The following is a 23,772-nucleotide window of genomic DNA, read 5'->3' as shown; positions in this document are numbered from 1 at the left end:
CGTGTCCGGTCCCACGCCCACCGCGTCCGCCAGGCGCTCGCGGGCCGTGGCCAGGTGGGCGTCCAGCACGCTTTCCAGGCACGCGCGGGCCAGACGGGGCAAGGGACGCCTTTCCACGGATGGTCACAATGCTCGCTCTGAGTATGCTTGTCAGACAATCCGCGGCTGTTCGCCACTTGGACGTCGCGGAAGTGAATCGTCGGTGAAGGGATTCAGGCATGCCAGTGCAGCGAGATCGGGGCGGCGCCGGATCCAGGGGCAGTGTCGCCTCCATCCGCGCGGCCCTGGCAGCCCCGGAGCAGACCACCACCCGGCCGCTGGACCTGCATGCGCATGCGCATGACGCCTCCCACTTTTACCTCCTGCCGCAGGCCGTGGCCGTGCCGGCCAGTGCCGAAGAAGTCGGCCAGCTCCTGCAAGCCAGTGCCGCGCACCGCCTCCCGCTGACGCTCCGCTCGGGTGGGACCAGCCTCAGCGGCCAGGGAGTCACGGACGGACTGCTCGTGGATGTGCGGAAAAACTTCCGTGGGATCGAGGTGCTCGACGGCGGCGCCCGCGTCCGCGTCCAGCCCGGCGCCACGGTGCGCGCGCTCAACGCCCGCCTCCTCCGCTTCGGCCGCAAGTTCGGCCCGGATCCTGCCAGCGAGGTGGCGTGCACCATCGGCGGCGTGGTTGCGAACAATTCCTCCGGGATGGCCTGCGGCACGCGGGACAACGCCTATCGCACGTTGGAGTCGCTGACCGTGGTGCTGCCCAGCGGCACCGTCATCGACACCGGCGCGGACGACGCCGACGCCCGCCTCCGCGCGCTGGAACCCGACATTTTTGCCGGGCTGGTGGAACTGCGCGCCCGTGTCCTCACCAACCCCGAGTCCCGAAAGATCATCGAGCACCAGTTCTCCAGGAAAAACACCATGGGCTACGGGCTGAACTCGCTGCTGGATTTTGACAGCCCGGCCGAGATCCTGGCGCACCTGATCGTCGGCAGCGAGGGAACGCTCGGCTTTGTGGCCGAGGCCGTGTTCCGCACCGTGCCCCGCCTGGCCCACGCCACGTCCGGACTGCTCGTTTTCCAGGACCTCGAGGCCGCCAACACGGCACTGCCTGAACTGGTGGCCAGCGGCGCCGCCACCGTGGAGCTCATGGACGCCATGTCGCTGAAGGTGGGCCAGGGGCTGGCCCGGGTGCCCTGCGTCGTCCGTGATTTGCAGGTGGAAAACCATGCGGCGTTGCTCGTGGAATACCAAAGCGGCGACGCGGCGGAGCTGCCCGGGCTCGAGGACAGCGCCACCGCGCTGGCGGCCACCCTGGGCTTGTCCGCGCCAGCGCATTTCAGCACTGACGCGAGTGTCCGCGCGGAACTCTGGCACCTCCGCAAGGGCCTGTACACCTCCGTTGCCGGGGCCCGCCCGCCGGGCACCACGGCACTGCTTGAGGACGTGGTGGTGCCCGTTCCCGCGCTGGCCCGGACCTGCCTGGCGCTGGGGAAGCTGTTCGAAAAGCACGGCTATGAAAACTCCGTCACGTTCGGGCACGCCAAGGACGGCAACATCCACTTCATGCTGACCGACGGCTTTGAAACCGCCGACCAGCTGGACCGCTACGCCGCGTTCACGGAGGACATGGTGGATGTGGTGCTCGGCGAGGGCGGCTCGCTGAAAGCCGAACACGGCACGGGGCGCGTCATGGCCCCCTTCGTGCGGCGCCAGTACGGCGATGAACTGTACGACATCATGCGCCGCATCAAGGCGCTCTTCGACCCGTCCGGCATGCTCAACCCGGGCGTCCTGCTCGACGACGACCCCTCCGCCCATCTGCGCCACATCAAGTCCGCCCCGCCCGCAGTGGACGCCGAGGTGGACCGCTGCGTTTCCTGCGGCTACTGCGAACCCGTCTGTCCCAGCAAGGACCTGACGCTGACCCCACGGCAGCGGATCGTGACCCTGCGCGCGATCGAGGCGGCCCGCACCGACGGCGACCTGGCGCTGGCCAACGCGCTGGAGGCCGACTACGGCTACGCCGCCGTGGACACCTGCGCCGTGGACGGCATGTGCCAGACCGCCTGCCCCGTGGACATCAACACCGGCAACCTGGTCAAGCACCTGCGCCGCGACGCTGCCGGAAGACTCGAAAACGGGGTCTGGGAGACCGCAGCCAGGCACTGGGGAGCCGTCACCCAGGGGGCCGGGCTGGCACTGACGGTGGCCTCAAAGGTGCCGGCCGGCGTCGTGCTTCCGGCCAACACGCTGGGACGGAAGGTCCTCGGCGCGGACACCCTGCCGCTGTATTCGACCGAGCTGCCGGCCGGAGGACACGCACGACGCCGTCCCGCCCCTTCAGCGGAACCGGCGGCCGTGTATTTCCCGGCCTGTGTGAACGCCATGTTCGGCCCGGCGGCCGAATCCTCGCCAGGCGTGCAGGCCAGCTTTGAAGAATTGTGCGTGCGGGCCGGGCTGGAACTGCTGGTGCCGGAGGGGATCGAGGGTGCCTGCTGCGGCACGCCATGGTCGTCCAAGGGGATGGAGGCCGGGCTCGCGGCAATGCACGCGCGCACCCTGGCACTCCTCCGGGAGGCCACGCGCGACGGCGAGCTGAACATCATCTGCGACGCCTCCAGCTGCACGGAGGGGCTGATCCACACCATTGGATCGGAGGTTCCCGTGCCCGGCCGGCGGCCGCTGCGCGTGGTGGATGCGGTGGCCTTCACGGCGGAGCGCGTGCTGCCGGCGCTGGGCCGGACGTGGACGCGGATCGACTCCCTGGCGCTGCACCCCACCTGCTCCTCGACCCGCATGGGACTGAACCCGGCGCTGGAAAAGGTGGCCGGCGCCGTCGCGGATAATGTCCAGGTCCCCGACGGCTGGGGCTGCTGCGGCTTTGCGGGGGACCGTGGCATGCTCCATCCGGAACTGACAGCGTCCGCGACCGCTGCGCAGGCCACAGACGTCGCGGCGATGGGCGCCTCCGCGCACGCCTCCTGCAACCGGACCTGTGAACTGGGCATGACCCGGGCCACCGGCGCCCAATACCGGCACGTGCTTGAGCTGTTGGCGGAGGTCTCGACGAGCCCTGCCACCGCCGGCGGCCGCGAAACGTGCGGTTAGTTGCCCCACCTTCCGGCCTAAAGGGCACATTCTGTGGCTAAGGTAGTTATCAATACTGCTTGTGCACAATACCAAACGAAGGATGTATGAAAATGGCAGGAATTATCATCGTCGGGGTCGACGGCAACTCAACGTCCATGAAGGCCGCCCGGGTGGCAGCGAACCTGGCCAAGTCTCTGGGATCCACGCTCCGCGTGGTGACCGCGTTCGGTGAGGACAAGACCGAAAAGGTCGAGATCGGCAACGACGAATGGTTCCTGTCCACCGCCGACGAAGCCGAACGTGTCGCACAGCGCGTGGCCGACGAGCTGAAAATCAGCGGCGTGAAGACCGAGTACTCCTCCGCGCTGGGCAAGCCCGCCGACGTCCTCCTCGAGGAAGCCACGAAGCTCAAGGCAGACCTCATCGTGGTCGGCAACGTGCGCATGCAGGGCCTCAAGCGGGTGCTGGGATCGGTGGCCAACGCCGTGTCCCACAACGCCCCGTGCGACGTCTACATCGTCAAGACCGACGACTGACTGGTCCCGGACCGCGCGACCGACGTGAAACCCCCGCTGCCGCACGGCGGCGGGGGTTTTGTGGATTCAGGCCGCCTTGCTGCCTGCGGCTTCGTCCGCCATGGGCCGCGTGCGCGGGGCGTGCACGACGACGGCCCTGCTGGAGTGCCGCAGCACGGCCGGTCCCGGACTGACCACGGGCCTGGACTTCACGGACTTCACGGCAGCGTCGGCGAGCCGGCGCGCGGCTCCCACCAGCCCGTAGAGCACGGCCAGCACTGATGTCACGGCCAGGAAGGACACCAGCATGATGGCCAGCATGAGCAGGCCGAGCGCCACGGTCCCGGAATAAACCAACAGGTATGAATTGATGTGCGTAAAGTCCACGGAAATACTCCATATCGTCCACAGGCATGTGTACTTTCATACGGTATGCGTGGCCCATGCGGGGTGAATCATGCGCCCCGCGCGCCGTGTGAATGACATCAAGATGTGATGCTTTTTCGTGGGCTGTTACCTTACCGGTATTTACGGTGTTGGTCCTCCCGCGTGGTGGGGCCGGGTGTGGCGTCGGCGATCCACGGGCCGGTGCCTTCGGACAGGTCGATGATCCCGTCCTCCAGCCAGGCGTAGTCGCCGGCCAGGAGGGAGGCGGAGAGGGAGGAATCGGCGTCGTCCGTGTTGTGCCAAAGGTCGCTGAACAGGGCCTCGATGCGCAGCCGGGACTGGCCGGCAAACGCGTCGGCGAGCTGGAGCGCGGACCGGCCCTGAGCGGGGTCCTTGAGCCGGATCATCTCCACCCTGCTGCAGCAGGCGGCAATGGCAAACAGCTCGGCTCCGATGTCCACAATCCGGCCCAGGAATGCCTGCTTGTACTCGAGCCTGCCCTGCCAGCGCCCCATCCCGTAGAAGGTCTGGCGGGCCAGGCGCCGGGATTCGCGTTCCACGTAGCGCAGGTGCTTGGCGAGGGGGCCGAACTCGTTGTAGGAGCGGGGGTCCAGGCCCTTGCCCACCACCAGCTGCGGGAGCCACTTGGCGTAGAAGCCGCTGGCCGCCACGGCGGCCTTGCCCTTTTGCTGCAGCGTCGCCGTGGTGGAGGCCAGGTCGCCGGCGGCGGCCAGGTGCGCGTCCACCGCCTCGCGGGCGATCAGTAGGTGCATGATCTCCGTGGAGCCCTCAAAGATCCGGTTGATGCGCAGGTCGCGCAGCAGCTGCTCCGCCGGGACGGCGCGCTCGCCGCGGGCCGCGAGGGATTCGGCCGTTTCATAGCCGCGGCCGCCGCGCACCTGCACCAGCTCGTCGGCGCACCGGTAGGACATTTCCGAGGACCACAGCTTCGCCAGGGCGGCCTCGATCCGCACGTCCTTCATGCCGGCGTCGGCCAATGCGGCCGACAGTTCAAAGACGGCTTCCAGGGCGAAGGTGGTGGCGGCCATGAAAGCCAGTTTCTTGCCCACGGACTCGTGCTGGCCCACGGGGTGGCCCCACTGGGTGCGCGCGTTGGACCATTCGCGGGCGATCTTCAGCGACCACTTGCCGGCGCCGGCGGCCATGGCGGGGATGGACAGCCGGCCGGTGTTCAGCGTGGTCAGGGCGATCTTCAGCCCCTGCCCTTCGCGGCCCAGCCGGTTCTCCGCGGGCACCCGGACCTGGTGGAAGCGGGTGACGCCGTTTTCAATGCCACGCAGGCCCATGAACTTGTTGCGGTGCTCCACCGTGATGCCGGGGGAATCGGCCTCCACCACAAAGGCGGTGATGCCGCCGGTCCTTTTGCCGTTCCCATCCAGGCCCCGCGAGGGCACCACCGCCATGACCACGACCAGTTCGGCGATGACGCCGTTGGTGGTCCACAGCTTGACGCCGTCCAGGACGTATTCGGATCCGTCCTCGGTGGGGACGGCGGCGCAGGCCATGCGCGCGGGGTCGGAGCCGACGTCGGGCTCGGTCAGCAGGAAGGCGGTGACGGCCCCCGCGGCACAGCGGGCCAGGTACTTCTGCCTTTGCTCTTCCGTGCCAAAGACCTTGACGGGTTCCGGGACGCCGATGGACTGATGGGCGGAGACCAGCGCGCCGAAGGAGGGGTGGACGGTGCCCAGGATGGCCAGGGCGCGGCCGTAGTAGGTCAGGTTCAGGCCCAGGCCGCCGTACTTGCGCGGGATCTTCATGCCAAAGACGCCGAGCCTGGCGAGTCCGGCGAGGTATTCGTCCGGGACCAGGGCGTCCCGTTCAATGATGGCCGGGTCCATGGTGCGGGCATAGGCCTCCAGCTCCTCGAGGAAGGCGTCGCCGCGCGCCACGTCGTCGTCCGGGGCCTGCGGATGCGGGTGGATCAGGCTCAGGTCAAAGTCGCCCAGGTAAAGGCCCTTGGCAAAGCTGGGCCGCTCCCACGTGGTTTCCCGCGCCGCCTCAGCCGCATTGCGCGCGTCCTCGGCCGTGACATTTACGGGCGCCGCGGCCGGACCGTCAACATGTGTGCTCATGACTACCTCGATTCCGCCGGCGCCGACGTGGGCACCGGCATGCGGAGCTCAAGAATCGGCTCTTGCCTCGATGCTACTCGGCGGTAGGTGGGGCGGCAATGGTCGGTCGGGGGCATGTGCTTTCACGCCCGTTAAGGGCAGTATGGGGAGGAGTCATCGCATGCCCTACCCCAGGAGGCACCATGTCCCCGCGCCAGCCCTTTCTCCATGACTTGAGCATGCTGCTCGCCGCGCCGATGCAGGCCTGGTCCGGGCAGGACGGGCAGATCCGCGCGCAGGGGGCGCAGGGCATGTACGTCGCCGACACCCGGGTGGTCGGCGAGGCCGTGTTGACCGTCAATGGCGAGGAACCTGAGCCGCTGGGTTCCGCCGGGCCGGTGTTTGATTCCGTGGTGCGGGCCGTGGGAGGGGCCTATGCGGACCCGCTGCTCCTGCTGGCGCGGCGCCGGACGGTCGGGCCCTCGCGCGTCGCGGAGGAGATTTCCCTCCGTTCCGACCTCCCCGACGAGGTGACGGTTTCCGTGGGGCTGCGGATCGGGGTCGACTTTTCACCCATGACGGCCGTCAAGTCCGGCGGTCCGCGGGTTCCCCTTGCGCCCGTCCGCCGTGACGGCCGGTGGGTGGCTTCCTCCGGCGCGGTGACGGCGTCGTTCGAGGCCCCGGGGGCTGTTGCCATGGCGGACGACGGCGGCATCGCCTTCCGCTGGGATGTCACCATCCCTCCCCGGGGCCGGGCGCAGGTGGGGTGGTCCGTCGATGCCGTGGACGGGCAGTCACCGGTTGCGGCCGCCCGCGGTGAGAGCGCCGGTGGGATCGCCGACGCGGTCGGGACGGCCGGGCCCAAGCCGCTGCGGGTCAGCGCGCGGGATCCACGGCTGGCAGCCTTGGTGGCCCAAGCCCAGCAGGACCTTTCCGGGCTCCGGATGTCCGCCGTCGAACGGCCCGACGACGCCTTCCTTGCTGCCGGGGCGCCGTGGTTCTTTACCTTGTTCGGGCGCGATTCGATCATTGCGGCCCGCATGATGCTGCCTGTGGACCCCGGGTTGGCGGCCGGGACGCTCCGCACCCTGGCCGCACGGCAGGGCGTTGAAAACCATCCCGAAACCGCCGAGCAGCCCGGGAAGATCCTGCATGAACTCCGCCGCGGCGAGCTGGTGCTGCCTGCCAACTCCCACAACGATGGGCTCCGCCTCCCGCCTGTCTATTACGGCACCGTGGATGCGACCCCGTTGTGGATCAGCCTGCTGCACGACGCCTGGAAATGGGGCATGCCGGAGGAAGCGGTGAGGGGGCTGCTGGGCAACCTGGAGGCGGCCCTTGGCTGGCTTCGCGACTGGGCGGACGCCGACGGCGACGGATTTCTGGAGTATCTCGACACCACCGGCCACGGCCTGGCGAACCAGGGCTGGAAGGACTCGGGGGACTCCATCCGCTGGCGTGACGGTTCCCTGGCCCGCGGACCCATCGCCCTGGCGGAGGTGCAGGGCTATGCGTACAGGGCCGCCTTGGACGGCGCCGAGCTGCTGGAGGCGATGGGCCGTCCCGGCGCGGACGAGTGGCGGTCCTGGGCCGCCGTCCTGTCCGAGAAGTTCCGCGCTGCCTTTTGGTGCAGGGACGGGCTGGGGACCTATCCCGCCATCGCCCTTGACGCGGACAAGCGCCCGGTGGACGGGGTGGCCAGCAACATGGGCCACCTGCTCGGGACGGGCATCCTGTCCGAGGAAGAAGGTGCCGTGGTGGCCGCGCGACTGATGCACCCGAGCCTGTTCTCGGGCTTCGGCATCCGCACCCTGGACACCGGCAACGCCGGCTACTGGCCCCTGCGCTACCACTGCGGATCGGTCTGGACGCACGACTCCGCCGTCATTCTGGGGGGGCTCGCGGCGTCGGGCCACACCGCGGACGCCGCGCAGCTTGCGGCCGGACTGCTCAATGCCGCGGAGGGCTTTGGCTATCGGCTGCCAGAACTTTTTTCAGGGCGTCCGGCGGATGACGGCGGTCCGCAGCCCTACCCGTCTTCCTGCCGCCCGCAGGCGTGGGCGGCCGCGTCCGCCGTCCCGATCCTGCTCGCGACCCTTGGGTTGGAACCGCAGGGCGCAGGTCGGCTGCCCGTTGCGGCAGCCGTGGTGCCGACGCCGTTCGGCGCCTTCAGCGTCTCCGGCCTGTGGGCCAACGGGCGGCAGTTCAAGGTGGATGTTGACGCGGAAGGGAACACGGCCGTCTCTGCCGCTGGGTGATGGGCCCGGCGTGCGCCCCGACGCCCGCGGCCGGGCGGACGCTGAGGGCGGCCCAAACCGGCTCCCCCTTCACAGACGCTCCTGCAGATCCGGGGGACTTTTGCGAAACGCTCCTGCAGATCCGGCAACAGTGGCCAGGCACCACAGACGGCACGGAGGTAGCGCCAGCAGTGCCAGGCGCCAAGCGGGAAGTTCCTCCACTGTACAACTCTGGCGGCACGGCAGCCCGCCCAGGTCGCCAATGCTGTCCATTCGAGGGAAATTCTGCGGCGCGAGGCGCCCGGCGCTGTCCACCCGGAGACGTCCCGCGCCAACGACGACCGGCGCCGGCCTGATTTCGGCAGGCTCAATCACCGGAAGGGCCTGGAACCCAAGCCCGAAACCCCAGCTCAACCGCCCGCGCGCTGCAGCCTGAGCGTGAGGATCTGGAACGGGCGCAGCGCCACGCTGATGCGCCCGTCCGCAAAGGTGAGCGATCCGGCGTCGTATGGCTGCTCCAGGAGGTTGTTTTCCGCCACGGAGGCCACGGCAAAGGACGCCTTCAGGCCCACCGATGCCCGGGCGCCCAGCGGCTCATAGAGGCGCACGATGACGTCGCCGCTGCGGTCGTCGGCCAATTTGACGCATTCAATCAGCGCGGCCCGCGAGTCGGTGCTGACGACGGGCTCGACGGCGGTGCCATCGGCCGGCACGCCGCGCCATGGAAGGTTCAGCGCGTAGCCGGCGGCCACGGCCTCCTGCACGTCGGCCCCCACCACGAGCCCGTAAGTGAAGGAATGCCGGCCCTGGTCCGTCTCCGGATCGGGGAAGCGCGGCCCGCGCAGCAGGGACAGCCGAACAGTGGTGAAGCTGGACCCGTTGCGCCCGGGGTGGCGGGAAACGTCGTGCCCGTAGGTGGAGTCATTGACAACCGCCGCGCCGAAACCGGGTTCGCCCACATGCACCCAGCGGTGCGCGCACACCTCAAAGCGGGCGTTGTCCCATGAGGTGTTCTCATGCGTGGCACGCTGAATGTGCCCATACTGCGTCTCAAACCGCGCATGATCCGCGTGCACGTCAAGAGGGAACGCGGCCTTGAGCAGCGTCTCCCGCTCATGCCAGTCGACTTCGTTGTAGACGACGATGGTCTTCGAGTCCGGGGCGATGCGTACGCGTTGGGACATATGCGAATTGCGGAATGATCTTTTGATGGTGATCTCGGCGCTTCCGTCCTCCACAACCACCTCCATCGAATCGAGCCCGCGGATGTCCGTGACGGTGTTCTTGTAAAACTCGTCAATGTCCCACGCGTCCCACATGTTGGGGAAATCGGCGTGCAGCTGCAGCAGGTTGGCGCCCTGCCCGGCCGGCACCAGCTCGCGGTCCGCGGCCACGTCCAGGATCGAGCCGATCACGCCGTCCGCGCCGAAGCGGACGCTGATGAGCCCGTTATGTACGACGACGTCTGCACCGTCCCGCTCCACCGTCACCCCTCCCGCGGCTGGCGCCGGGACGCCGGCGCTGAGCGGGGCAATGCCGCGGCGCGGGTAGGGCGAGGCGTTGAAGAGCGTGTAGCCCGCGGGATCCCGCTCCGCGCGCAAGGGATCCCCGGCAGGACTTGCGAGGTTGGGGAGCGGTTGGGGGTCCGCCTCCGCGCCCGGCTGGAGGTCCGGTGCCGGGGGCGCCAGCGCGAGCAGCGCCGGGCTGATGATCGCGTTAAGGTCGGTGGCGATTTCGGCGTACCGTTCGGCGGCCTCGCGGTGCACCCAGGCGATGGAGGAGCCGGGCAGGATGTCGTGGAACTGGTGGAGCAGCACCAGCTTCCAGAGCCTGTCCAGCTCGGCGTACGGGTAGTCGAGCAGGCCGCGCACCGCGGCGGTGGCGCTCCACAGTTCGGCCTCGCGCAGCAGGTGCTCGCTGCGGCGGTTGCCCTGCTTGGTCAGCGCCTGGGAAGTGTAGGTGCCGCGGTGCAACTCCAGGTACAGCTCGCCCTTCCAGACCGGAGCGTGCGGATATTCGGCTTCAGCCGCGGCGAAGAACTCCGCCGGCGAGGCAATCGCGACCTGCGCAGAACCCTCCAGGTTTTGGGTGCGGCGCGCCCGCGCCAGCATCTCGCGCGTGGGACCCCCTCCGCCGTCGCCCCAGCCAAACGGCACCAGCGACCGGGATGCGGCGCCCTTGTCGCGGAAATTCCGCACGGCGTGCGCCAGCTCGGCGCCGGAGAGTTGGGAGTTGTACGTGTCCACGGGCGGGAAGTGCGTAAACACCCGGGTGCCGTCAATGCCCTCCCAGTTGAAGGTGTGGTGCGGGAACTTGTTGACGGTGTTCCAGGAGATCTTCTGGGTCAGGAACCACTTGGCGCCGGCCAGCTTCACTATTTGGGGCAGGGCGGCGGAATAGCCAAAGGAGTCGGGCAGCCACACCTCCTGGCACTGGATGCCGAAGTTGTCGCGGAAGAACCGCTGCCCGTAGCTGAACTGGCGGGCCATGGCCTCCGAGCCGACCATGTTGGTGTCGGATTCGACCCACATGCCGCCCACCGGGACGAACCGGCCCTCCGCCACGGCGTCCTTGACCCGCGCGTAGACCCCGGGGCGCTGTTCCTTGAGCCATTCATACTGCTGCGCGGAGGACATGGCGTACTTCAGCTCGGGGTGGTCCGCCAGCAGGTTCACCACGTTCGACGCCGTGCGGGCCACCTTCCGCACCGTCTCGCGCAGGGGCCACAGCCAGGCCGAGTCGATGTGTGCGTGGCCGACGGCGCTGAGTTGGTGGGCGCTGGCATGGGCCGGACGGGCCAGCACCTGCTTCAGTTCGGACCGTGCGGCTGCCGCGGTTCCGGGAACGTCCGTGAGGGAAACGGCGTCGAGCGCGCGCTCCAGGGCGTAGAGGATGTCCCAGCGCCGCGGGTTGCCCAGTTCCAGTTCGGCCGCCAGCTGCTCCAGCACCTCCAGGTCCTGCACCAGTTCCCAGACGTCGCTGTTGAAAATGTTGATGTCGGCCCGGGCCATCGTGTAACGCGGTTCCGGGCCAGCCGTTGATTTTTCGCCCAGTCCGGTGGGCACAAAGGGGTTGTCCGTGAACACAAACGGGTTGGCGGCCGCCTCGACGTAGAGGTCGATTTGTTCGCCGCCCAAAGCGCTGTCCGCCACCGGAATCCAGGTGTTCAGGGGGTTCAGGGCCTTGACCGCGGTGCCGTCCGGGCGGTACACGAGCCCCTCGGCCTGGAAGCCCGGCCACGACTGGCTGAATCCCAGGTCGACCACCAGTTCCACCTTGTGCTCCGCGGCTTCCGGCGGGACGGTTCCGGTGAGGTGGATCCAGCTGGTGCCCCAGGCCGGGCCCCACGCCTGGCCGACAGCGAACGGCGCAAAGGAGGGACCGTCGTCGTCCATGGCGCCGCTCTGGGCGGACGCATCCTGCCCGCTAAGCCCCAACGCAACGGCCGGGTCAACGGGTTCCCCCGCGCCGCCCTCCACATGCCAAGCCGTCAGGTCCAGCTGCGCCACCGGGGTGTGGACGGCGGGCAGGATCCGTTCCGCCAGGACACGCTTGAGGCGGTTCTCGATCAAGGTGTGCTTGTCATGCATGCGTAGCTGCCTTCCAGAGCGGACGGGCGGTACTTGAAGCTTTAGTCTAGTGGCGGCCTTGTGTGCGTCGGCGGGCATCCGGCGCGGTGCGCAGGGGTGCGCCGCTTGTTCCCTAGAGTGGTCCCATGAACTTTGCCACCGATGAATTCGCCTCCGTCCGCAGGCTTTTTGACTCAATGCTTGACGCCGATCCCGCCTACAGCGCCCAGCTGGCGGTCTACCGCGACGGCGTGAAGGTGGTGGACGTGGTGGGCGGACCGGATTCGTCGGCCGACTCGCTGACGGGCGTGTTCTCCTGCTCGAAGGGCGTGGCCGCCCTGGCCTTCAGCCTGCTGGTCCAGGACGGCCTCATCGACGTCGATGCCCCCGTGGCCTCCTACTGGCCCGAGTTTGCCCGCCATGGCAAGGGCGGCATCCTGGTCCGTGAACTGCTCTCCCACCAGGCCGGGCTGGTGGGCGTGCAGGGAGGCTTCGCCATGGAGGAATACAATGACCTTCCCGCCGTCGCGGACCGGCTCGCCGGCATGGCTCCGCTGTGGCGTCCCGGCAGCGTGACCTTCGGCTACCACGCCCTGACCATGGGCGTGTTCCTGGAGGAGCTATGCCGCAGGGTCACGGGCGAGCGGCTGCAGGACCTGTACAACCGGCGGATCCGAGAGCCCTATTCCGCGGACATGTTCCTGGGCCTGCCTGAATCCGAGGAGCCGCGCTTCCGTCCCGTCCGCTTCGCCGACGAACCCCCGGCGGGCTTCCTGGACCCTCACTCCATCGCGGGCATGTCCGGCAACGTCCAGGCCGGCAACCTGCTGGGGCTGCCCAACATTCGCAGTGTCCGCGCAGCGGGCAGCTGCAGTGGCGCCGGCGTGGGATCGGCCGACGGCCTGGCCCGCGTCTATGCCGGTGCCATCACCGGCGTGGACGGGCTGCCCGCCTACCTGTCGGCCGAAACCGTCGCCACCATGTCCCAGGAGCAGGTCTGGGGCCTCGACAGGGTCTTTTGCGACACCAGCGCGTTCGCCATCACGTTCATGAAGTCGCACCCGCGCATGGATTTTGGCAGCGCGCAGGCCTTCGGGCACGACGGCGCCAACGCGGCTTTGGGCTTTGCCGATCCCCTGTACGGGATCGGATTTGGCTACGTCCCGGCGTGGAACGAGGAGGGAGCCACCGCCGGCCGCGGCATGCAGCTCAGCGCCGCCGTGCGCAGGGCGGTTCTCGCTTTGCGCTGAAAGAGGTGGTGATCTCGAACTTCGACGGGGCGGGAGGTGGTGATCTCGAACGTCAACGGGGTTGGAGGTCCGCCAGGGCTGATTCAACGGCGCGGTGGAACGTGGGGTAGGCGTAGATCATCGTCCTCAGCGTGGCCACGGGCACGCGGGCGTGCACGGCCAGCGCCAGCATGGACAGGACCTCCCCGCCGGACGGCCCGACGGCGGCCGCGCCCACCAGGGTGCCCCTGTCCGCGTCCGCCACGAGCTTGATGAAGCCCTGCGCCTGATGGATCCAGCCGCGGGTGGAATCGGCCAGGTCCGTGAATCCGGTCCGGACGTCCAGCCCGGCCTCCCGCGCCTGGCGTTCCGTCAGGCCGACGGCGCCAATCTCCGGGTCCGTGAACGTCACGCGGGGCACGGCGTGTGACTCGGTGGTGCCCCGGTCCCGGCCCGCGTCCTCCCGTCCCGCGTCCTGCCGGCCCGCGTCCTGCCTGCCCGCGTCCTGCCGGGCCAGGATGTGCCCGGCCACGATGTTCGCGTGATACATCGACAGGTGGGTGAATGCCCCGGCCCCGGCCGCGTCGCCCATGAGATACAGCCCCTCCGCCATTTGCAGGTGGCCGTCCACTCCGGGCGCGTTTTTCCCGTCCCAGGCGATGCCCGCGGCGTCCAGGGACAAGGCACCCAGCGTCGATGTCCGGCCCGCGGCGACCAGTAACTTCTCAACGGTCAACTGCGAAACGGAAGGACCGGCGTCGTCCGGACCGCCTGTGGACAACTCCACCGTGAAACCGCCGGGGGAGTGGGAGACAGCCGTCGTGTCCGTGTTGAGCAGCACGTCGATGCCCTCGCCGCGGAACACGTCCGCCAGCAGTTCAGAGGCCTCGGGCTCCTCGCGCGGCACCAGCCGCGGACCGCGCGCCACCACCGTGACGTGGGTGCCAAAACGCGCAAATGCTTGTGCCAGCTCAACGCCGATCGGGCCGCCGCCCAGCACCATGAGCGACGCCGGCGCCTCCTCGGCCCGCAGGGCCTCCCGATTGGTCCACAGGGGGGTGCCGGCCAGTCCGGGGATGGGCGGCACGGCGGGATCGGTGCCGGGATTGAGCACTACGGCCAGGCGGCCCGCGAAGGTGGCCTCGCCGCCGTCGTTCATGGCGACGGTGACCTGCCGGGGGCCGGACAGCCGGCCGGTGCCGCGGACCAGATGCCCTCCCTTGTCGGTGAAGCGCCTGGCGGCAACGGCGTCGTCCCAGTCGTCGGTGGCCTCGTCCCGGATCCGCCGTGCCACCACGGAAAAATCAGGCTCCACGGAGGACCGCCCGGCCAGCCCGGGCACCCGGCGGGCCTCGGCCAGCGCGTTGGCCGCACGGATCATCATTTTGGAGGGGATGCACCCAAAGTAGGGGCATTCCCCGCCCACCAGCCGGGATTCCACGCCCACCACGGACAGCCCGGCCGCGGCCAGTTCCCCGGCAACCGCCTCGCCTCCGGGCCCCATGCCGAGCACTACAACGTCAACGGTTGTCACAGGCGAAGTCATGACAGCTCCTTATTTGGTGATGCCCTTGTCCTTCAGCCAGGCGGCCGCGGCGTCCTTGGGATCCATCTTCTTGGGGCCGCTGACCTCGGTGTTCAGGGCGATGAGGTCCTCGGTGGTGAGCAGCCCGGAAATTTGGCCCAGCGCCATCTTGGCCGCGTCGTTGAGCCTGTCCGTCTTGATCAGCGGAACCACCTGCTGGGCCAGCCAGTTGTTCTTGGGGTCGCTCAGGACCACCAGCTTGTTCTCGGGGATCGCGGGGGACGTGGTGAAGATGTCCGCCACCTGGACGTCATTGTTCAACAGCGCCTTGACGGTCAGGGGGCCGCCGCCGTCGCTGATCGGGGTGAACTTGGCCGGGACGCAGTTGTACTTTGCCTTCAGCCCGGGCAGCCCGTAGGGGCGGGTCTGGAATTCCGGCGGGGCGCCGAGGGTGAGCTGGCTGCAGACCTTGGCGAGGTCGTCGAGTGACTTCAGGTGGTACTTGGCGGCGGTCTCGGCCGTGACCACCATGGCGTCCTTGTCCTCCGCCTTCGCAGGGTCGAGGACGGAAAGCCCTGAGGGCATCACCTTGGGCAGCGCCGCCACGACTTCTTCCGGCGTGGTGGCGGTGGTCTTGGGGTCCAGATACCCCAGAAGGTTGCCGGTGTAGTCGGGCACGACGTCGATGGAGCCGTCCTCCACCGCCTTGACGTAGACCTCGCGCGCGCCGATGTTCAGCTTGGTGGTGGCATTGACGCCTGCCGCATTGAGCGCGCCGGCATAAATCTCGGCGATGGTGGCGCTCTCCGGGAAGTTGGCGGAGCCCACCACCACGGACCCGGAGCTTCCGGTGCCGCCGGTGGCGCCCGTGGAGCTGTTGGCGGTGAGCGGGCTGCCGCTGCAGGCCGTGGCCGCCAGCAGGACGGACAGCCCCGCGGCTGCACCCAAGACGACCCTGCGGGCGGGTCGGGAATTGTGAGTCATGGTTTTCCTCCTGTGGTGGCTGTTTCTGCGGTAGCTGGTTCTGCGATGGCTGTGGGGGTGTCGGCCGGAAGGTGCCGGGCTTCTTGTAATCCTGGTGAAACGGCAACGCGCTGCAGCAATGCCAGGAGCGCGTCAATGGCGATCGCCAGGGCGGCGATCACCACCGCGCCGCCCAGCACCTGACCGTAGTCCTGCACAGCCAGCCCGTCAATGATGAAACGGCCCAGCCCGCCGAGGCTGATGAAGGCCACGACGGCCACGGTGGCCACCACCTGCAGCACGGCGGATCGGAACCCGCCGAGCATCACGGCCAGCCCGTTGGGCACCTCGACCCGGAACAGCACCTGCCATTCGGTCATGCCCATGCTGCGGGCGGAGTCCACAATTTCGGGTTCGACGGCGGAAATCCCGGCATACGTCCCTGTCAGGATGGGCGGGACGGCCAGCAGCACCAGCGCCCACACTGCGGGCATGAGTGAAAGCGTCGACGTCGCCATGAGCGCAAACAGGGTCATGATGCCCAGGGTGGGCAGGGCACGCAGGACTCCGGACAGGGAAACCACGACGACGCGTCCCCGGCCCGTGTGCCCCACGTAGAGTCCGATGGGGACCGCGATGGCGAGCGAGATCAGCAGCACCAGGCCGGTATAGCCCAGATGCTCGGCGATGCGCTGCGGGATGCCCATCGGCCCCTGCCAGTTCGCCCCGTCCTGGAGCCACTGCAGGCCCTGGCCGAACGGATTGGTCGCCGAATAGCTGGTGGCGGGCAGGCTCATGCGGACACCTGCGCGAGCTTGGGTGTGTGCAGCCACGGCGTCAGCAGCCGCTGGAGCAGCACCAGAAGCACGTCCATGACCACGGCGAGGACCAGGGTTCCGATGATGCCCACCACAATCTCGGTCGGGAAGTTGCGCTGCAGCCCGTCGGTAAAGAAGAAGCCCAGGCTGGGGATGCCCAGGAGCGCGCCGACGGTGACGAGGGAGATGTTGCTGACGGAGATGACGCGCAGCCCGGCGAACAGCACCGGGACGGACAGCGGCAGGTCAACGGCGAGGAAGCGCTGGAGTGGCTTGAACCCCATGGCCTTGGCCGCCTGGCGGATGCCGTCGTCGACCGAATTAAGCGCGTCCAAGGTCGAGCGGACCAGTAGGGCGACGGCGTAAATCGTCAGGGCCACGATGATGTTGGCAAAGTCCAGGATCTTCGTTCCCAGCAGTCCCGGCAGGATCACGAACAAGGCCAGCGACGGCACCGTGTAGAGCAGCGATCCCACCGACAGGATGAAGGCGCCCAATGCCTTGTTCAACCGCGCCAGCTGAGCCAGTGGGATGGCAATGACAACGCTGAGCGCCAGTGGCACCACGGCCTGGACCAGGTGCGACCCGGTCAGCGAGAGGACCTGCGCGAGGTTGGCCAGAAACCACTCCATCAGGGCTGCGTCCCGTTGCCGTTTAAGGAAATCCTGGCGGCGTCGATGGCGGACAGCACCTCGGGCGCCTGCACCACTCCAGTGACGGTTCCGGCGTCGTCCACGGCAACCCCCAGGCCAGACGGGGAGGACAGTGCCGCGTCGAGGGCGTTGCGCAAGGGATCTCCGGCATGGAACAGGGAGCCGCCCGGCAGCAGTGGACCGCCGTGGCCGGGCGCCAGCCAGCCCAGGGGGCGGTTCCCGGCGTCGACCGCCAGGCGCCAGTCCGGGGAGGGGGCCGCGACATCCGGCCCGGCCGGTTCCATGGGCACTGTCGGGACGGGGTGGAGGGGGACGGCGGTCCCGGGGTGGAAGGACAGGTGCCGGAAGCCGCGGTCCCGGCCCACAAAGGCGGCAACGAAATCATCCACGGGGGCCCGCAGGATTTCCTCCGGCGCAGCGTACTGGGCCACGCGTCCGCCGGTGGCGAAGACCGCCACCTTGTCGCCCAGCAGCGTGGCCTCGTCGATGTCGTGCGTGACGAACACGATGGTCTTGGCAAGGTCCCGCTGCAGCCGCAGCAGCTCCTGCTGCAGCTCGGCGCGCACCACGGGGTCCACGGCGCTGAACGGTTCATCCATGAGCAGCACGGGCGGGTCCGCGGCGAGGGCCCTGGCCACGCCGACGCGCTGCTGCTGGCCGCCGGAGAGCTGGTTCGGATAGCGGCGGCCCATGGCCGCGGAGAGCCCCACCGTGTCCAGCAGCTCGGCGGCGCGTGCGCGGGCCTTTGCGCGTGGCACCCGGTTCAGGCGCAGCACCGTGGTGATGTTGTCCACAACGGTGCGGTGCGGCAGCAGGCCGGCCGACTGCATGACGTACCCCATGGAGCGGCGCAGCGCGGGGGCGGGAATGCTGGAGACGTCGCGGCCGCCCACCGTGATGGTGCCCGAGGTGGGTTCCACCATGCGGTTGATCATGCGCAGGGACGTGGTCTTTCCGCAGCCCGACGGACCCACGAAGACGGTGATCCTGCCGGCATCGATGCCCAGATTGAGGTTTCCCACGGCGGGCTGGCCGGCCTGGTAGCTCTTGACCACGTCGTGGAATTCGATCGTGGCGGAGCCGGCCTGGCCGACTGGGCGGCTGGCGGGAGCGGTACTGGTGTCGGCGTGTGGTGAAACATCCGGCACGACCATTTGCGGGTCCTCACTGTTGGGTGACTTTCACCTGCTGCCTTTGATCATAGGCGGGGTGTTTTTCCCGAGTAAAGCAGCGTCGGCGCCGAGGGGGGCAAAAGCAGCGGATTCCCGGGCCCGGGTTTCGCTTACCGCGGATGTCATGGCGGCATAGGGTGGAATCATGGATACACACCACACCAGCGACACGGAATTCAGCACCAAGGGCAGCTACGTCACGGGCGGCGAATACACGCGCGACACGAACTACATCGAAACGCGGATCACCCGCGATGGGGCGGACGGCTACCCGGTGGAAGCCGGCCGGTACCGGCTCGTCGTGGCGCGGGCCTGCCCCTGGGCGCACCGGTCCACCATTGTGCGCCGGCTGCTGGGGCTCGAGGAGGCCATCTCGATTGGCGTGTGCGGGCCCACGCATGATGCGCGGAGCTGGACCTTTGACCTGGACCCGGGAGGCCTGGACCCGGTGCTGGGCATTCCCCGCATCCAGGACGCCTATTTTAAGCGCACGCCCGGCTACCCGCGCGGCATCACGGTTCCCGCCGTCGTCGACGTGCCCTCGGGGGCCGTGGTGACTAACAACTTCCCGCAAATCACGCTGGACTTCTCCACGGAGTGGGTGGACTTCCACCGCGAGGGCGCGCCGGAGCTGTACCCGGAGGCGCTGCGCGAGGAGATCGACACCGTGAACAAACGGGTGTTCACCGAGGTCAACAACGGCGTTTACCGGTGCGGCTTTGCCGGGAGTCAGGAAGCGTACGACGCCGCCTACGACCGCCTGTTCACAGCGCTGGACTGGCTGGAGGAACGTCTTGCGACGCAGCGCTTCCTGGTGGGCGAGACCATCACGGAGGCGGACGTGCGCCTGTTCACCACGCTGGTCCGCTTCGATGCGGTCTACCACGGGCACTTCAAGTGCAACAGGAACAAGCTCACCGAGATGCCCGCGCTGTGGGCCTACGCCCGCGACCTGTACCAGACCCCCGGTTTTGGCGATACCGTGAACTTCGAGCAGATCAAGCAGCACTACTACATCGTCCACGAGGACCTGAACCCCACACAGATCGTCCCCAAGGGCCCGGACGCCTCCGGCTGGGAGACCCCGCACGGGCGCGACGCCCTCGGCGGGCGCCCGTTCGGCGACGGCACCGCTCCCACCCGCCCCGTGGACGCATAACGGGGCCGTACGGTTCCGGTGGTTGAGCCTGTCAATAACCAGGCTATCCGGTCGTTGGCCGAGGGTGGCCGCCAGAATCGGGCCCACAAGCGCCAGGGGCCCGCTGCTGGCTTGCGGGCAGTGGGAGCGCATGGGGACTGACGGCGGACGACACAAATACCGGTTCCGCCGCCTCCACTGTGCAGCTCTGGTGGCTTGGACGGCGCGTCGAGCGCGCCGAAAGCTGCCCAGAGTACAGTTTTGGCGACTTGGCGAGCCGCGAAGTCGCCAGAAATGTACGCTCGACGGGCGCGCCGGCGGCTGCACTGGGGAAGGGCGTGGGGATTTGTCGATAATCTTCAGCCCGGTGTTCCAGTTGAACGTCCCGGCGGCCGGGTTGGCCTGCAGCGTCAGGATCAGGGACTGGAAGCCTTCGAGTTCGCGGACGCGCCTGAGCGTTCCGGCCACCTTGCGACGCATGCCGCCGTCGGACACCAGGGAGGAGGCGGCAGCGGTTGCCTCGGCGGTGTCGCCGACCGCTCGGCCAATGAACGGCCGACGCAGATTGGGACCCGTGGAAAGATGGTGCCCATGAGTGACAAGGGACCGCGCTGGCTGAGTGCGGATGAGCGCGCCGCGTGGCTTGCGCTCCTGTCCACCACAACACTGCTCCCCGGTGCCCTGGAGGGACCGTTGCAGCAGGCCGCGAAGCTGTCACTGTTTGACTACAACGTTTTGGCCATGCTCTCCGAAGCAGCGAGCCGCACGCTGCCCATGAGTGAGCTGGCAGCGCGCACCAGCGCCTCTCTGTCCCGGCTGTCGCACGTGGTGAAGAAGCTGCAGGCCCGCGGGCTGGTGGAACGTGCCACGCACGCCGAGGACGGCCGCGTCACGGCGGCCACCATCACTTCCGGCGGCGTGGCGCTCATCGAGGAACTGGCGCCGCTTCACGTCGAAACCGTCAGGGGGCTGGTCTTTGACCGGCTTGACGGCGAAGATGTGGCCGACCTGGCCCGCATCGGCCGCAAGCTCGTCCGTGGCCTTGACGAAGGGCACTGGATTCTCCGCACGCCTGCGCCGTGACGAATGCTCCGCCAAATTCAATACGTCACAATTGTGTTCCCTATTGTCGAAAAAATCCGCAGGAAATAACCGGCTTACCGTAAGGAACAATTGTGGAATTCTCGCGTCGACAGGGACTGACGTTCGGACTGCTGGCAACCATCGCGGCAGCGGGGGCCACCCTGGCGGGGTGCTCCACCGGCGCCGTTGGCGCGGCAGGCGCCGGTGCTGACAACAAGGCCACGGACACCTTCCCCGTGACGGTGAAGCACAAGTTCGGCAGCACCGTCGTCAAGGCGGCCCCGCAGCGCCCCGCCACGGTGTCGTGGGTCAATGCCGACGTGTCGCTGGCCCTCGGCGTTGTCCCGGTGGGCATGGCCAGGGATGACTGGGGCGGCAATGCCGAAGGTTCGACGCCGTGGAAAGACGCCGCGCTGAAGAAGGCCGGGGCTGCGCTGGGCACGGACAGTGCGCCTGTCCAGTACTCCGAGGTGGACGGCATTAATTTCACCGAGGTGGCCAAGGTCAATCCTGACGTCATCCTGGCCGCCTACTCGGGCCTGACGCAGGAAGACTACGACAAGCTTCCACCACCATGATCGGCGCCGCGCTGGGCAAGTCTCAGTCGGCCAGGGAACTTATCGCCACCACGGAGAAGACCATCGCGGAACAGGCTGCCAAATACCCGAAAATCAACGGCAAGACCTTTGTTTACGGCAACTTGGAACCGGACAAGAGCGACGGCGTGAACGTCTACCTCTCCGCCGACAACCGCCCAAGGTTCCTCACGAGCATCGGCATGAAGCTTGCACCCGTGGTGGTTGCCGCCGAGAAGGGCAGGACCGCGTTTTTCCTCCCTTGGTCCGCCGAGAAGGCCAACGAACTGGCCTCGCAGGTGTTCGTCAGCTGGGTGCCGGATAAGAAGACGAAGGACGCCATCGTCAAGGACCCCCTGCTCGGCCAGATCCCGGCCATCAAGAAGGGCGCTTTCGTGGCCGATTCGGACAAAACACTCACCTACGCGATTTCCGCTTCGTCCCCACTGAGCCTGCCCTGGGCGCTGGACGCGTTCCTGCCGCAGCTCGGCGCCGCCGCCAGCAAGGCCTAAGGACCTGTCGCATGGGTGGCCCCGCCCAGAAGAACCCTGCAAGCTCGACGCCGGCGCCGCCCGCAGTGTCCCTGCCGCCTGCCGCGTTCCTGCCGCCTGCCTGGGCCGGCAGGCCGATAACGGCCCGGCGCCGGATCACCTGGCTGGTTGTGCTGGCGGCAGTGCTGGCGGCGGCCGCGCTGCTGTCCCTGCCCGCCTTCATCGCCGTCGCCCCCCGCGGAAAACAGGCGGAGCTGTGAGCATTCTGGACAGGACTGCGGGGCCGGCCGGCCCAACCCAACCGGCGGACGCCTGGATCCGCGAACAGCGCAAGGCGCCCCGCCGACGCCGTAACTGGGTCACGGCCGGCCTGGCAGCGGTGGTGGCCGTGCTCCTGGCCGTGAACGTACTGCTGGGCAGCTACACCGTCACGGTCCCGGACTTCCTGCGCCTGCTCGGAGGGGACACGATTCCGGGCGCGAGTTTCATCGTCATGGAAAATAAGCTGCCACAGGCGCTGCTCGGACTGCTGGCGCGGGCGTCGTTCGGCATGGCGGGCGCCATTTTCAGGCCATGCTGCGCAACCCGCTGGCCGTGGCGCTGCTGATCACGTGGCTGGCACGCGGGCGCGGCGGCCCGGGACTGATCCTGGTGGGCATCGGCGCCGCCGCATTTATGCAGGCCGCCGTCTCGATATCGACTTCGTGCTGCACCCCGACTGGCGGGTGCTGCTGGTGGGCGACGAGTCTTCGGGCACGCTGTTCTGGAGGTGCCCACCGCCGCCGACTTTTTGGACATTGCGTTCCCGGCCAACGTGGAAGTGCGCTGGCATGCCCGCAACGGTGCCGGCCACGGCGGACTCATGGACGCGGACGTCCGCAACTTCCTTGTGTCCGCAGCGTGCCTCCGGGGCGAAGAACCGGAAGAGGTTGACATTGACGGCGCGCTCCTCTGGGAGACGCCGGAAGCAACGCCGGGGCACGGACTTTATGCTTGGCTCGCAGGCGAGGCCGCCGCGATCCGAGGGCTGAGGCGGTACCTCGTGCGCGACGTCGGCATGGACCGCAACGCGGTGGCCTTCATGGGCTATTGGCGGATGGGCCAGGTGCTTGCCGCGTGAGTGCCCGGCAGCTACAGACACGTGCCGCGATGGAGGGCATAATGGCTTGCATCGCACGGCCACCAACGCCCTAAGGAGCATAGCCATGTCCGTTCAACTCAACCCATATTTGAACTTTCGCGACAACGCCAAGGCTGCCATGGAGTTTTACCACTCCGTGTTTGGCGGCAAGCTGGATCTGAGCACCTTCGCCGAATTCCACGCTTCCGACGACCCTGCCGAGGCTGACAAGATCATGCACGGCCAGCTGACCGGCGACAACGGCGTGGTGCTCATGGGCGCCGATGTCCCCCAGTCCATGGCCATCACGGCCAACTCCACCGTCTCGCTCTCCGGCGACGATGAGGAAACCCTGACAGGCTACTGGAACAAGCTTTCCGACGGCGGCACCGTCGCCGAGAAACTGGCCAAGGCACCTTGGGGCGACACCTTCGGCATGTGCACCGACAAGTTCGGGGTTCCCTGGCTCGTCAACATCTCCGGAACGCCCCAGCCCTAAGCCCGCAGGGGAGCCGCAACGGCTTGTGCAGGAGCGTCTGTCAATAACGGCCGTTACCTGCAGGAGCGTCTTCTAAAAACGGCCTTTATCTGCAGGAGCGTCCGCTTAGTCGCGGAGCTGCTTAGTCGCGGAGCTGGGCCAGGATCCTGGCCAGCTCCGCCCGGTCCCCGGCGGAGAGCCGGGCGAAGTATTCGCTGGACTTGTCCCGGCGCTCCGCCGTGATGTCCGCAAATAGCTGCCGGCCTGCCGCCGTCGACACCACCAGGGTGGCGCGGCGGTCGGTGGGGTCCGGATCCCGGCGCACCAGCCCCTTGGCCTCCAGCTGGTCCACCACCTCCGTGGCCGAACGCGGCGCAATCCGCAGCTTCTCGGCCAGGTCCTTCAGGCGCATTTCCTCCGGTTCCGCTGGCGGGGCCTGGCCGACGGGCCGGCTGTGCAGGAGCGTCATGAGTGCCCGCCACTGGTGCGGTGTCAGCTGCCAGGGGGACAGCTGTTCGGACCAGGTGCGCCGCAGCCCCCGGAATGCGGCGTGGAACAGCTCGCCCAGGTCTGCGGGATGGTCAGCGGAGGATGTCATGCCCACATTCTACCAATTGACACACAACCTCATAGTGAGGTAACCTCTGTATTGATTGGTGCG

The 23,772-nt window shown here is 68.2% G+C and carries 19 protein-coding genes and 1 pseudogene; 11 read left to right on the top strand and 9 right to left on the bottom strand.

Features of this window, described 5'->3' with window-relative positions; genetic code table 11:
- Positions 1-218: 218 nt before the first annotated feature.
- Positions 219-3,104, top strand: coding sequence for an FAD-binding and (Fe-S)-binding domain-containing protein (locus DMB86_RS01565; protein WP_113716262.1), 2,886 nt, complete (start codon positions 219-221; stop codon positions 3,102-3,104).
- 92 nt (positions 3,105-3,196) lie between these two features.
- Positions 3,197-3,622, top strand: coding sequence for a universal stress protein (locus DMB86_RS01560; protein WP_113719252.1), 426 nt, complete (start codon positions 3,197-3,199; stop codon positions 3,620-3,622).
- A gap of 66 nt (positions 3,623-3,688) precedes the next feature.
- On the opposite strand, the gene DMB86_RS01555 is transcribed toward DMB86_RS01560, so the two are convergent.
- Positions 3,689-3,988 carry a hypothetical protein gene (locus DMB86_RS01555; RefSeq protein ID WP_113716261.1) on the bottom strand — a complete coding sequence of 100 codons (300 nt, stop codon included), beginning with the start codon at positions 3,986-3,988 and terminating at the stop codon, positions 3,689-3,691.
- A gap of 131 nt (positions 3,989-4,119) precedes the next feature.
- A complete protein-coding gene (locus tag DMB86_RS01550; protein ID WP_113716260.1) occupies positions 4,120-6,081 on the bottom strand; it encodes an acyl-CoA dehydrogenase family protein in 1,962 nt (653 codons plus the stop codon).
- A 182-nt stretch (positions 6,082-6,263) separates the two neighbouring features.
- Between DMB86_RS01550 and DMB86_RS01545 the strand changes: the two genes are divergently transcribed.
- Positions 6,264-8,318, top strand: a complete 2,055-nt coding sequence (locus DMB86_RS01545) for a glycogen debranching N-terminal domain-containing protein (protein ID WP_113716259.1) — start codon at positions 6,264-6,266, stop codon at positions 8,316-8,318.
- A 389-nt stretch (positions 8,319-8,707) separates the two neighbouring features.
- Here DMB86_RS01545 and DMB86_RS01540 read toward each other — a convergent pair whose 3' ends face one another.
- Positions 8,708-11,887, bottom strand: a complete 3,180-nt coding sequence (locus DMB86_RS01540) for an alpha-mannosidase (RefSeq protein WP_113716258.1) — start codon at positions 11,885-11,887, stop codon at positions 8,708-8,710.
- Between the two features lie 125 nt (positions 11,888-12,012).
- Here DMB86_RS01540 and DMB86_RS01535 point away from each other — a divergent pair, with 125 nt between their 5' ends.
- Complete coding sequence (locus DMB86_RS01535; protein WP_113716257.1) at positions 12,013-13,116, top strand: serine hydrolase domain-containing protein; 1,104 nt, start codon at positions 12,013-12,015, stop codon at positions 13,114-13,116.
- A 52-nt stretch (positions 13,117-13,168) separates the two neighbouring features.
- Here the strand turns inward: DMB86_RS01535 and DMB86_RS01530 are convergent, their stop codons facing one another.
- From DMB86_RS01530 to DMB86_RS01510, 5 genes are read right to left on the bottom strand one after another with little or no spacing between them, the layout of a single operon-like run.
- On the bottom strand, positions 13,169-14,641 hold the full coding sequence (locus tag DMB86_RS01530) for a dihydrolipoyl dehydrogenase family protein (protein ID WP_113716256.1): 1,473 nt from the start codon (positions 14,639-14,641) through the stop codon (positions 13,169-13,171).
- A gap of 9 nt (positions 14,642-14,650) precedes the next feature.
- Positions 14,651-15,604 (bottom strand): ABC transporter substrate-binding protein, encoded by a 954-nt coding sequence (locus tag DMB86_RS01525; protein WP_113716255.1) that lies wholly within the window; start codon positions 15,602-15,604, stop codon positions 14,651-14,653.
- Positions 15,601-16,380, bottom strand: a complete 780-nt coding sequence (locus DMB86_RS01520; RefSeq protein WP_113716254.1) for an ABC transporter permease — start codon at positions 16,378-16,380, stop codon at positions 15,601-15,603. Before DMB86_RS01520 ends, DMB86_RS01525 begins: the two co-directional genes overlap by 4 nt.
- On the bottom strand, positions 16,377-17,033 hold the full coding sequence (locus tag DMB86_RS01515; protein WP_113716253.1) for an ABC transporter permease: 657 nt from the start codon (positions 17,031-17,033) through the stop codon (positions 16,377-16,379). Before DMB86_RS01515 ends, DMB86_RS01520 begins: the two co-directional genes overlap by 4 nt.
- On the bottom strand, positions 17,033-18,208 hold the full coding sequence (locus DMB86_RS01510) for an ABC transporter ATP-binding protein (RefSeq protein ID WP_113716252.1): 1,176 nt from the start codon (positions 18,206-18,208) through the stop codon (positions 17,033-17,035). The genes DMB86_RS01515 and DMB86_RS01510 overlap by 1 nt, the downstream gene beginning before the upstream one ends.
- A gap of 163 nt (positions 18,209-18,371) precedes the next feature.
- Here DMB86_RS01510 and DMB86_RS01505 point away from each other — a divergent pair, with 163 nt between their 5' ends.
- From DMB86_RS01505 to DMB86_RS01475, 7 genes and pseudogenes are all read left to right on the top strand, one after another.
- On the top strand, positions 18,372-19,385 hold the full coding sequence (locus tag DMB86_RS01505) for a glutathione S-transferase family protein (RefSeq protein WP_113716251.1): 1,014 nt from the start codon (positions 18,372-18,374) through the stop codon (positions 19,383-19,385).
- Between the two features lie 570 nt (positions 19,386-19,955).
- Positions 19,956-20,447 (top strand): MarR family winged helix-turn-helix transcriptional regulator, encoded by a 492-nt coding sequence (locus DMB86_RS01500; RefSeq protein WP_113719251.1) that lies wholly within the window; start codon positions 19,956-19,958, stop codon positions 20,445-20,447.
- A 92-nt stretch (positions 20,448-20,539) separates the two neighbouring features.
- Positions 20,540-21,534, top strand: a pseudogene (locus DMB86_RS01495) (TroA family protein).
- Between the two features lie 11 nt (positions 21,535-21,545).
- Positions 21,546-21,773 carry a hypothetical protein gene (locus tag DMB86_RS01490; protein WP_113716250.1) on the top strand — a complete coding sequence of 76 codons (228 nt, stop codon included), beginning with the start codon at positions 21,546-21,548 and terminating at the stop codon, positions 21,771-21,773.
- Positions 21,770-22,120: a hypothetical protein gene (locus DMB86_RS21485; RefSeq protein WP_193926263.1), complete on the top strand. Its 351-nt coding sequence runs from the start codon at positions 21,770-21,772 to the stop codon at positions 22,118-22,120. Before DMB86_RS01490 ends, DMB86_RS21485 begins: the two co-directional genes overlap by 4 nt.
- A 162-nt stretch (positions 22,121-22,282) precedes the next feature.
- Positions 22,283-22,633, top strand: coding sequence for a siderophore-interacting protein (locus DMB86_RS01480; RefSeq protein ID WP_171814327.1), 351 nt, complete (start codon positions 22,283-22,285; stop codon positions 22,631-22,633).
- Between the two features lie 85 nt (positions 22,634-22,718).
- The gene (locus tag DMB86_RS01475; RefSeq protein ID WP_113716248.1) at positions 22,719-23,132 is read left to right on the top strand and encodes a VOC family protein; all 414 of its coding nucleotides are present in this window, start codon (positions 22,719-22,721) and stop codon (positions 23,130-23,132) included.
- A gap of 121 nt (positions 23,133-23,253) precedes the next feature.
- Here the strand turns inward: DMB86_RS01475 and DMB86_RS01470 are convergent, their stop codons facing one another.
- Positions 23,254-23,709, bottom strand: a complete 456-nt coding sequence (locus tag DMB86_RS01470) for a MarR family winged helix-turn-helix transcriptional regulator (protein ID WP_113716247.1) — start codon at positions 23,707-23,709, stop codon at positions 23,254-23,256.
- Positions 23,710-23,772: the final 63 nt, after the last annotated feature.

Source organism: Arthrobacter dokdonellae, from assembly GCF_003268655.1.
Lineage (GTDB): Bacteria > Actinomycetota > Actinomycetes > Actinomycetales > Micrococcaceae > Specibacter > Specibacter dokdonellae.
The sequence above is the reverse complement of the archived record's forward strand: the minus strand, read 5'-3'. Positions and strand labels throughout refer to the sequence as shown.

Bases quoted from the DNA above. Each gene is read 5' to 3' on its own strand.
- DMB86_RS01520 (WP_113716254.1), bottom strand. From the start codon at position 16,380: ATGAGCCTGCCCGCCACCAGCTATTCGGCGACCAATCCGTTCGGCCAG.
- DMB86_RS01510 (WP_113716252.1), bottom strand. From the start codon at position 18,208: ATGGTCGTGCCGGATGTTTCACCACACGCCGACACCAGTACCGCTCCC.
- DMB86_RS01545 (WP_113716259.1), top strand. From the start codon at position 6,264: ATGTCCCCGCGCCAGCCCTTTCTCCATGACTTGAGCATGCTGCTCGCC.
- DMB86_RS01565 (WP_113716262.1), top strand. From the start codon at position 219: ATGCCAGTGCAGCGAGATCGGGGCGGCGCCGGATCCAGGGGCAGTGTC.
- DMB86_RS01550 (WP_113716260.1), bottom strand. From the start codon at position 6,081: ATGAGCACACATGTTGACGGTCCGGCCGCGGCGCCCGTAAATGTCACG.
- DMB86_RS01490 (WP_113716250.1), top strand. From the start codon at position 21,546: ATGGGTGGCCCCGCCCAGAAGAACCCTGCAAGCTCGACGCCGGCGCCG.
- DMB86_RS01505 (WP_113716251.1), top strand. From the start codon at position 18,372: ATGGATACACACCACACCAGCGACACGGAATTCAGCACCAAGGGCAGC.
- DMB86_RS01470 (WP_113716247.1), bottom strand. From the start codon at position 23,709: ATGACATCCTCCGCTGACCATCCCGCAGACCTGGGCGAGCTGTTCCAC.
- DMB86_RS01515 (WP_113716253.1), bottom strand. From the start codon at position 17,033: ATGGAGTGGTTTCTGGCCAACCTCGCGCAGGTCCTCTCGCTGACCGGG.
- DMB86_RS01500 (WP_113719251.1), top strand. From the start codon at position 19,956: ATGAGTGACAAGGGACCGCGCTGGCTGAGTGCGGATGAGCGCGCCGCG.
- DMB86_RS01475 (WP_113716248.1), top strand. From the start codon at position 22,719: ATGTCCGTTCAACTCAACCCATATTTGAACTTTCGCGACAACGCCAAG.
- DMB86_RS01530 (WP_113716256.1), bottom strand. From the start codon at position 14,641: ATGACTTCGCCTGTGACAACCGTTGACGTTGTAGTGCTCGGCATGGGG.
- DMB86_RS01535 (WP_113716257.1), top strand. From the start codon at position 12,013: ATGAACTTTGCCACCGATGAATTCGCCTCCGTCCGCAGGCTTTTTGAC.
- DMB86_RS01560 (WP_113719252.1), top strand. From the start codon at position 3,197: ATGGCAGGAATTATCATCGTCGGGGTCGACGGCAACTCAACGTCCATG.
- DMB86_RS01525 (WP_113716255.1), bottom strand. From the start codon at position 15,604: ATGACTCACAATTCCCGACCCGCCCGCAGGGTCGTCTTGGGTGCAGCC.
- DMB86_RS01540 (WP_113716258.1), bottom strand. From the start codon at position 11,887: ATGCATGACAAGCACACCTTGATCGAGAACCGCCTCAAGCGTGTCCTG.